General features: G+C 41.0%; 6 protein-coding genes. 5 read left to right on the forward strand and 1 reads right to left on the reverse strand.

The features are described from left to right. Positions 1-27: 27 nt before the first annotated feature. From xseA to mutL, 3 genes are read left to right on the forward strand one after another with little or no spacing between them, the layout of a single operon-like run. A complete protein-coding gene (xseA, locus tag B3Y13_RS07220) occupies positions 28-1,230 on the forward strand; it encodes an exodeoxyribonuclease VII large subunit (protein WP_296019876.1) in 1,203 nt (400 codons plus the stop codon). A 23-nt stretch (positions 1,231-1,253) separates the two neighbouring features. Beyond that, complete coding sequence (gene xseB / locus B3Y13_RS07225; RefSeq protein WP_296019878.1) at positions 1,254-1,547, forward strand: exodeoxyribonuclease VII small subunit; 294 nt, start codon at positions 1,254-1,256, stop codon at positions 1,545-1,547. Position 1,548: 1 nt separating this feature from the next. Beyond that, complete coding sequence (mutL, locus tag B3Y13_RS07230; RefSeq protein ID WP_296668245.1) at positions 1,549-3,498, forward strand: DNA mismatch repair endonuclease MutL; 1,950 nt, start codon at positions 1,549-1,551, stop codon at positions 3,496-3,498. A gap of 31 nt (positions 3,499-3,529) precedes the next feature. Here mutL and B3Y13_RS07235 read toward each other — a convergent pair whose 3' ends face one another. Then, a complete protein-coding gene (locus tag B3Y13_RS07235; RefSeq protein WP_296668243.1) occupies positions 3,530-5,605 on the reverse strand; it encodes a FlgD immunoglobulin-like domain containing protein in 2,076 nt (691 codons plus the stop codon). Positions 5,606-5,885: 280 nt separating this feature from the next. Between B3Y13_RS07235 and B3Y13_RS07240 the strand changes: the two genes are divergently transcribed. Together B3Y13_RS07240 and B3Y13_RS07245 are read left to right on the forward strand one after the other, a co-directional pair. Further along, entirely contained in the window at positions 5,886-7,256 is a 1,371-nt protein-coding gene (locus B3Y13_RS07240; protein WP_296668241.1) for a tetratricopeptide repeat protein, read from the forward strand. 4 nt (positions 7,257-7,260) lie between these two features. Continuing rightward, positions 7,261-8,031 (forward strand): metallophosphoesterase, encoded by a 771-nt coding sequence (locus tag B3Y13_RS07245; RefSeq protein WP_296668239.1) that lies wholly within the window; start codon positions 7,261-7,263, stop codon positions 8,029-8,031. Positions 8,032-8,851: the final 820 nt, after the last annotated feature.

Raw genomic sequence — 8,851 nt, forward strand, 5'->3', positions numbered from 1 at the left:
ACTGATTGTATAAAATTGGAAAAAATTATGGCAACACAACTTTTTCCATCAGATACAGTTTTTTCAGTAACCAGTTTAACTTCGGTTATCAAGGAATTGCTGGAATCTTCTTTTGTAAACATAAGCCTTGAAGGAGAAATTTCCGGTTACAGACCAAATTCAAGCGGACATCTGTATTTTACATTAAAAGATGAAAATTCTCAAATAAGCGCAGTTATGTTCCGGGGAAAAACTTCTGGCCTGAAATTTGTGCCAAAAGACGGAATAAAAGTCCGCTGCACAGGTTCAATTTCGGTTTACGCTCCGAGAGGAAATTACCAGATTATTATTTCTAAAATGGAAATTGCAGGAGAAGGAAATATACTGCAAATTCTTGAGGAACGAAAAATGCGCCTGGCGGCAGAAGGTCTTTTCAATTCCGACAGAAAAAAAAGAATTCCTTTTTTTCCAAAAAAAATCGGCGTTATAACAAGTCCGACCGGCGCCGCTCTGAGAGACATTTTACAGATTACAAAACGCAGAAATCCGGCTGTAGAAGTAATTGTTTTTCCGGCTGTTGTCCAAGGAAACGATGCAGCGCCTTCGATTGTACGGCAAATTCAAGCTGCGAACGATTTTAAAATGGTAGATACGCTTATTGTCGGTCGTGGAGGCGGTTCAATAGAAGACTTGCTTCCTTTTAGCGAAGAATCTGTGGTTCGCGCAGTTGCCAAAAGCGAAATTCCTGTAATAAGCGCAGTCGGACACGAAATTGACTGGGCACTTTGCGATTATGCCGCTGACTGTCGCGCTCCGACGCCTTCGGCCGCGGCAGAAATTGCAGTTCCCCAGCTGATTGACATAAAAAACGATTTAAATGGCTATCAAAACGAAATGCTAAGCCTGATAAATGCAAAAGTCGAAAAAATGAAGCTTTTGATAAAGTCATTCAATCCAGATTCGATGGAAATGCGGTTCAGGACGATTGAACAGCCTTATCTTATGCGGCTTGAAAATGCAAAAAATGCGCTGCAAACAAATTTTGACGAAAAAATTAAAAATTTCCGGCAGTTTTTACGTGAATCAGTTCAAATTCTGGAAGGAGCGAGCCCAAAAACGATTCTTGCCAGAGGATACTCAATGGTAAAAACCGCAGACGGAAAAATTATACGCAGTCAGACCGACGTAAAAAACGGAGAAAAAATCGAAATCTACCCGGCAGAAGGAAAAATTCTCGCAACTGTAGACTAAAAAAAATACGAGGAGAAGGAAAAATGACTTTTGAAGAAAACCTTGCAAAACTTGAATCACTCACAAACGACATAAAACGCACGGATATTTCGCTCGAAGACGCGCTTAAAGATTTTGAAGAAGGAATAAAACTTGCAAAATCCCTCGAAGCCGATCTCGACAAAATCGAAGGAAAAATCCAGATTTTGACCAACCAGCCTGTAAAAGCAGAAAAAAATCCGACAGGAACAGAAATTCCGCCGCAAATGGATCTTTTTTCGGCCGCTGATGCAGAAAATGGCACGGCAGGAGCGCCAGTACAGGGGTTAAGACAGTAAAATGCCGCAGGACAAAAAAGTGCGCAGAGCTGTAAGACAACTGAGTGCCGATGTTGCAAGAAAAATTGCCGCAGGAGAAGTAATCGACCGTCCAAACGCCATTGTCCGCGAACTTATGGACAATGCCGTAGACAGCGGAGCAGATTCAATTTCCGTAGAAATTTCCGGTGGCGGGATTGAAAAAATAAGAATTTCTGACAACGGTTCTGGCATGACAAAAGAGGATTTATCAGCCTGTGCCCGTCCGCACGCAACGAGCAAAATCGTAGACACTGCCGACTTGAACAACATAACAACTCTCGGTTTTAGAGGCGAAGCTTTGGCTTCAATCGCCGCAGTAAGCAGGCTTTCGATTTCTTCGGGAAACTGGAGGATGAAGGCAAGCATTTTAGAAGACCATCTGCTCGAACAGATTCCTCTTGTACAAAACGGAGAAGGAACAATCGTAATGAGCGAAGGTCTTTTTGAAAATTATCCTGCCCGCAGAAGATTTTTAAAACGTCCTGCATCCGAAAATATGCTGTGCCGCGAAACTTTTGTCGAAAAAGCGCTTCCGCGCCCAGACATCGCATTCCGCCTTACAACAGACAATTCGCTAAGGCTTGACTTGCCAAAAGACGTTACTTTGACAGAAAGATTTGTTTCCGCCCTTGAATTGAACGAATCAACCGAGAATTTTGCAGAATTAAAGGCTTGCGGCGGAAATGAATGGAATTTCAAACTTGTAATCGGCGAACCAACGGTTTACAGAAGCGACCGCAGGCAAATTTTTATCTACATAAACGGAAGGCGCGTTCAGGAATTTTCACTTTTGCAGGCGATTGAATACGGATGCCAGGGATTTTTTCCGAACGGAACACATCCGGTGGCAGCTCTTTTTGCGGAAGTTGATCCTTCGACCGTGGACTTTAACATTCATCCAGCAAAAAAAGAAGTTCGATTTAGAGACAGTTCAGCACTTCACCACGGAGTAAGTTCAACCGTAAAAGAATATTTCCGCTCATACGGAATCAAGAATTCCCAGATTTTTGAAGACAAGGACAACGAAGAACAGAACAATGTTCCGGGATTCGATTTTGGAGAAACCTTACCTTCAATAAAAATTTTGAAAAACCAGTCAAAAACGAATGAAAATTCCGAAACACAATTTTTCTCATCGCTTGCAACTCTCGCTCTTTCAGAAAATTCAAAACTTCAAGAAAAAAACGAAAATTCTGAAATCTCAACAAATTCTCAAAAAAAAGGCGGCGACCTGCGTTCAAGATTTTTTAATTACGACAGCACTCAGACAACACAAAAAACGCTTTACGAAAACCACTCTTACAAAAATGACCATATTTCCGAAAAATCGATCTCAAAACTTTACGAAAAGACAGAATTTCCGCAGTTCACAAAGCCAGACTCAGACGGTTTTTGCTACATCGGAACCGTTCTAAACTGCTTTCTCATAGCTCAAGTTCAGGACACAATTTATTTTATCGACCAGCATGCCGCCCACGAACGGATAATTTTTAACAAGCTTCTTTCGGAAAAAAAAGAAACACAGTCTCTTTTAATTCCTTACAAAATAACGACAGAGGACGAGTCCGAAGAAAAATATCTTGAAGCCGCGCTTCCATTTCTAAAAAATGCAGGTTTTACAGGAAAAAAAGCAGGCGAAGGAGTTTTTGAATTTTCGGAAGTTCCGGCAAGATGGAAAGGCACGCAAAAGGATCTTCAGAGCGCGCTTCTCGACAAGCTCGTAAAGCCAGAAGACATAATATACTCTGTCGCCGCAATGACAGCCTGCAAGGCCGCAGTCAAAGACGGATATGTTTTGGACAGAGCGGCAGCCGAAGAACTTGCAAAACAAGCCCTAAAACTTCCAGACCCGCACTGTCCTCATGGACGTCCAGTCTGGACAACGCTCACAAAGGAACAGCTTTTTGCCAGAGTAAGAAGAACTAGATGAGCCTTTGATGGCAATAAAAATATCGTCCGTTTTATTTTCTTAACTTAAACTCAACGCGGCGGTTGTATTCTTTATTCGCAGACTTTCCTTCTCCGCATCTGGCTTCCATCCTGTTTTCAGGAACGCCAAGTCCTTTAAGCCTGTTTTCGACAGATTTTGCGCGGTTAAGGGCGAGAATCTGCTCTTCTGTCGTCCACTCTTCTCCATCAGGATTTACATAGCCCGTAATAGTTACCCTGTATTCTTCGTATTTTTCATCAACCAAAATATCGTAAACTTTTTTGAGTGTCTGTGAATTCTGCTCAGTATTTACAAGCTCCGAACTGTTGATTTTAAAAGACAGAGTCGGAATCGCAATATTTACAGTGCCGTCAGGGTTTTCGCTTATTTCAACGTTTTTTGCGACGACAGGATCTTTTTTGCTCTTTGTGACCTCAACTTTTCCGCTGTCCTGGGCAGAAACTCCGAGCGCGTCCGTCACAGACATTTTGTAACTCAAACTGTTTCCGTCTTTCACAGTTTCGCCCGAATTAGTTTTCCCGTCCCATTCTATATTTTCCGGAGGAGTTCCAGTTCCGCTCTTCGAGTAAATTGTGCGGTTATTCATCTTAACTTCAAATTTCCAGTCTTTTACAAGCGCTTCGCTTTCAGACGAAACTTTAAAGCTGAGCTTATCGTCAATTCCGTCGCCATCTGGAGAAAAACTGTCGCTTTCAGGAACAAGAGTAATCTGAGGAACATTGCTAAAGCAGCTGAACGAATTTCCTTCCGCGTCTACGCTTCCATTATTCCTGTAATTGACAGAAATTTTTGCAGAAAACCTTCCGTCTGCCAACCGGCCAGAGTCCGTTTTTCCATCCCATTCAATTCTGTCAGGAAGTTTTTTGCCTTTTATAGTCTTTACGGTATTTCCGTATTCATCTGTAATTTCAAGAACATAAGTTTCGATTTTATTTCTGTCGGTCGCGCTGACATTAAAAATCTGCTTCTGCTGCCTTGAATTAGGACTGTTAGGAGAAAAACTTGCATTTAAAGCCTTTAGAGCTACAACACCAGCAGGAAGGCTGTAAACTGCGTCCGCAAGATTTTCCTGACCAAAGAATTCCTTTTTTTCATCCTGAACAGCAGCAGCTTCTTCATTATTTTCAAGTTCCGCCTTTTCCGGAACAAGAACAGGAGCCGTCGCAACGCTCTTTTCAACCGCTTCCACAACCGGCTCTTCTCCGCCAAACGCAATTTCAACAGGCTCATCTTCCGGCACAACTTTCAACGGTTCTTCCGCTTCTGTTTCGTTTTCGACAAGCTCATCTTCTTTTTGCGGAAGCGGAGGCGCCTTTACAATTTCAGAACGGACAAGCTCTTCGTTTTTTTCGTCATCCTCAACTTTTTCTTCAGGAATCTCATAATTCACCTTTTCTTTCTGTTCAACAATAACTTCATCATTTTTTACATTCGCAAAATCAAGGTCGATAAGCTCTGGCTTTTCTTTTGCACGCCTTTCGATTTCTTCACCAAGAAGAGAAATCAGCCTTTCAATCTCCGGCCTTTGGCTAGATTCCGGCTCAAGCTCAAGATATTTTTCGTAATTTTGTTTTGCGTCCTGCAGATGATCCTGCTTTAACTGCGCATTCGCCCTATTCAAATATGCAGGCCCAAAATTTTCATCTTCGCGGATCGCAATCGCATAACAAGCATCGGCCCTTGCATAATTTGTAAGCGCGTATGCAGAATTTCCAGCATTGTAGGCAAGAATTTTGTGGTCGGTATTTTCCTTTGTCAAACCGCGCGCGCAGCATGCAAGAGAACGGGTAAAATCTCCGGTCTGATAATACGCAACTCCCAAATGAATCCAAACATTCGGGTTTATATTTTCAAGCTCAACACATTTTTCAAAATACGGAATCGCTTCCGCAGGCTTGTTCAATCCAAAAAGTTTTTCGCCTGTTTCATAATCCTCGTTAAAAACCGTAACAATTTCTTCTTTTTTAACAGATTCCTTCGCATTTTTAGAAGCCGCATTTTTTTTTGCGGCAAGATTTTTCTTCGCCTGGGAAAAAACAAAAAAAGGACAAAAACAAATCAAAATCAAACAAAAATTTTTTTTCATATCAACAATATCGGCTTAAATTTTCTATAGATTAAGCGATTAAGACGGACGCCAACAAACTTTAAAAGCCCAGTTTTTTTGTCAGCAAAACAAAAAAAACGCAAAAACCGGCTGCTTTGGGTTCCGCTTTCGCTTCATTGCCTTCGGCAACTTGCGCCCTCCGCATCCGGCGTAAGCATTTTTATATTGCGATTTTCCAAGTTTGACATATCCACGCCAAAAGTTTATTCTGTTCTTTTAGAAAAAACAAAAGTATACATTTTTATGGAGCCTAAGAAACATGGATAATCCGATTCAGCTTGTAATAATTGCAATACTTCTTGTAGGTGTAACATTTCTTGCAGTTGCCGTAATAAAATCCCTCGTGCAGCCAAAAAAACTCGATTCAATTAAAAAACTCATAAAAAACGGAAAGTATTCCGCCGCGGAAAAAATCGCAAAAGCAATGCTTGCAAAAGATCCTCGCGATTATTTAACACATTACTATCTTGGAAGAGCGTATCTTGCGGACAAAAAAAACGAGCTCGCCTTAATGGAGTACAAATTCGTTGCACAAAATGCAATTTTCGATTCGAAAATTCCAGAAAAAGATTTCCGCAAACAGCTTTCACAGCTTTATTTAAAATTCAACCAGCCGGAAGAAGCCTTAAAAGAATTTTTGCTTCTTACAAAAATTGATCCTTCAAACGCAGAAAATTATTACAACTGCGGAAAAATCTACGAACAAAAAAACCGCGCAGACATGGCTCTCGGTTTTTACCAGAAGGCAATTCAGTTCAACCGACGGCACGTAAAGGCTCACGCTGCAATGGGACTTTTGCTTTTCCGCTCAAAACAGTTTGCAGAAGCAAAAAAAGAAATCGACCTTGCAATCAGCCTTAGCCCGGAAACTTATTCTTCATACTACTATCTCGGAAAAATCTTAAAAGAAAACAAAGACTATCCAGGAGCCGTAAACGCGTTTGAGAAAGCGCTCCGCGACCCTGAATATCGCCAGCGTGCTCTTTTGGAGCGCGGCTCGTGCTATATGATGGCAAATTCTTTAGACAACGCGCTTTCCGAATTCGACCGCGCAGTAAAGGCTTCTAAGGACGAAAGTTCTCAAGAAACACTATATTCAAGATACTTTCTTGCTTCCTGCTATGAGCGCAACCGCGACATCGACAAAGCAATCGAGCAGTGGCAGATTATCTATAAGCACAATCATTCATTCCGCGACGTTTCTGCAAAACTTTCAGAATACAAGGATTTGCAGTCAAACGATGCAATGAAAGAATATTTAACCTGCTCTCAGGAAGAATTTATCGAAATCTGCAAAAAAGCGGCAATGGCAGGTTTTTCAATGGCTGTTCAAAAAGTCGAATCCAAAAAGTGGGGCTGTGTAATGACATGCACAGAACAAAAGGCTGACGACTGGATGAACGTCCGCAAGCAGCTTTATCTTCTTATTTTTAGCCGCGATACCGACGCAATCGAAGATTCTGTAATCAGAAAATTTCTCGATCAGTCAAAGGCTGTAAACTGTTCAAAAACAATAGTCTGCACTTCTTCCGGCTTTACAAGCTCGGCAACAGGGTTCGCAGAAAACCGCCCGATTGAACTAATCGGCAAAGAAAAACTCGAAAACATTCTTTCAAAAGCCGGCATTTAGTTTCATGAAAATACTCTGCGTTTCTGATCAGATTGACCCTCTCGTTTACAGTTCTCTCGCAAAAGAACGTTTTGCTTCTGTCGATGCAATTCTGTGCGCAGGCGATTTGCCTTCTGACTACATTGATTTTATAGTTTCAACCCTCAACAAACCGGCTTTTTTTATCTTCGGAAACCACAACCTTACCGAATTCAGATATTATCACAAACAAAAAAAAGCCCACAAAGGAGCGCATCCGACACTTCGCCAGGAAATAAGCATTCTCGACATGAAAGGCTGTTTTGGAGCAACTTATGCAGGTTTTAAAAATTTGCGCGACAAACATCTTCTTATAGAAGATTCAAAAACGCACAAAATCCGGCCGCTGCTCATTTCCGGAGTTTCCGGCTCAATGCGCTACAACAACGGCTTAAACCAGTACACAGAACGGCAGATGAAAATCGCACTTTTAAAAATGGTTCCAGGCCTTTTATGGAACAAAATCCGTTACGGTAAATATCTAGACATTTTTTTAACACACGCTTCTCCGCGCCATATTCACGATAAAGAAGATCCTTGCCACCGCGGGTTTGAATGTTTTAACTGGTTTATAAGAAGATTTTCTCCTTCGTATTTAATTCACGGACATATTCACCTTTACGACGCAAACGACCAGCGAATTACCACTGTAAAAAACAAAGGAAAAACAGAAACCATTGTAATAAATGCGTACAGCCACATAGTTTTGAATCTTTTTGCTTCCCCAGAAAATACAATAGGAGAATCTAATGTCTGAAAACCTTCTTTCTTCAGAAACAAGCGAAGATTTTGCAAAAGCAAGAAATAAAGCTCTCTTTAACGAAATACAGCATTTTTTAAATCCGGAAGAAACCACGCTGATTTCATTTTCCGACATAAAAAAAATGCTCAAACCAGTAAACGAAACTTATCTTGGCATGAAAACAGTTCCTGTAAAGCTCATAGTAGGAAGCGAATCCCGGTATCAGGATTTTGACAACCGTTTTTTTCCAAAAAAAATGCACTTAAAAACCCGTTGGGAACACATAGACATGGCGCACATAAAAGACATAAACCTTCCGCCAATCACACTTTATGAACTCGGAGGTCTTTATTTTGTGCGCGACGGCAACCACCGGGTGTCAGTAGCAAAGGCAAAAGGGGTTGAATTTATCGACGCGGAAGTTGTAAGCCTTCAAAGCGAAATTCACCTTAACCCGAAAGATTCTCTTCAAAAAATTACAAAGCAGGTAATAAGCTACGAAAAAAGAGTTTTTTATTCTGAAACTGGATTTGGCGATATTACGGATTATTGGGTTTTAGATTTTTCAGTTCCAGGACAATACGACGTAATCTACAACCATATTTTGACACATAAATATTACATCAACATGAACAAAACAGAAGAAATCGGAATGGATCAGGCAATTCTTTCATGGTTTAGAACGGTCTATCTTCCTGTCATCCGCGTAATCGACAGACATCACATCTTAAAATATTTTAAGGGCCGCACAAAAAGCGACATGTACGTTTATATAATTAAATACTGGGACGAAATCAAAACAAAATTCGGCAACGATTTTACAATTGACGATGCG

The sequence above is a fragment of the Treponema sp. UBA7567 genome, from assembly GCF_002476655.1.
In the GTDB taxonomy this organism is placed as follows: domain Bacteria; phylum Spirochaetota; class Spirochaetia; order Treponematales; family Treponemataceae; genus Treponema_D.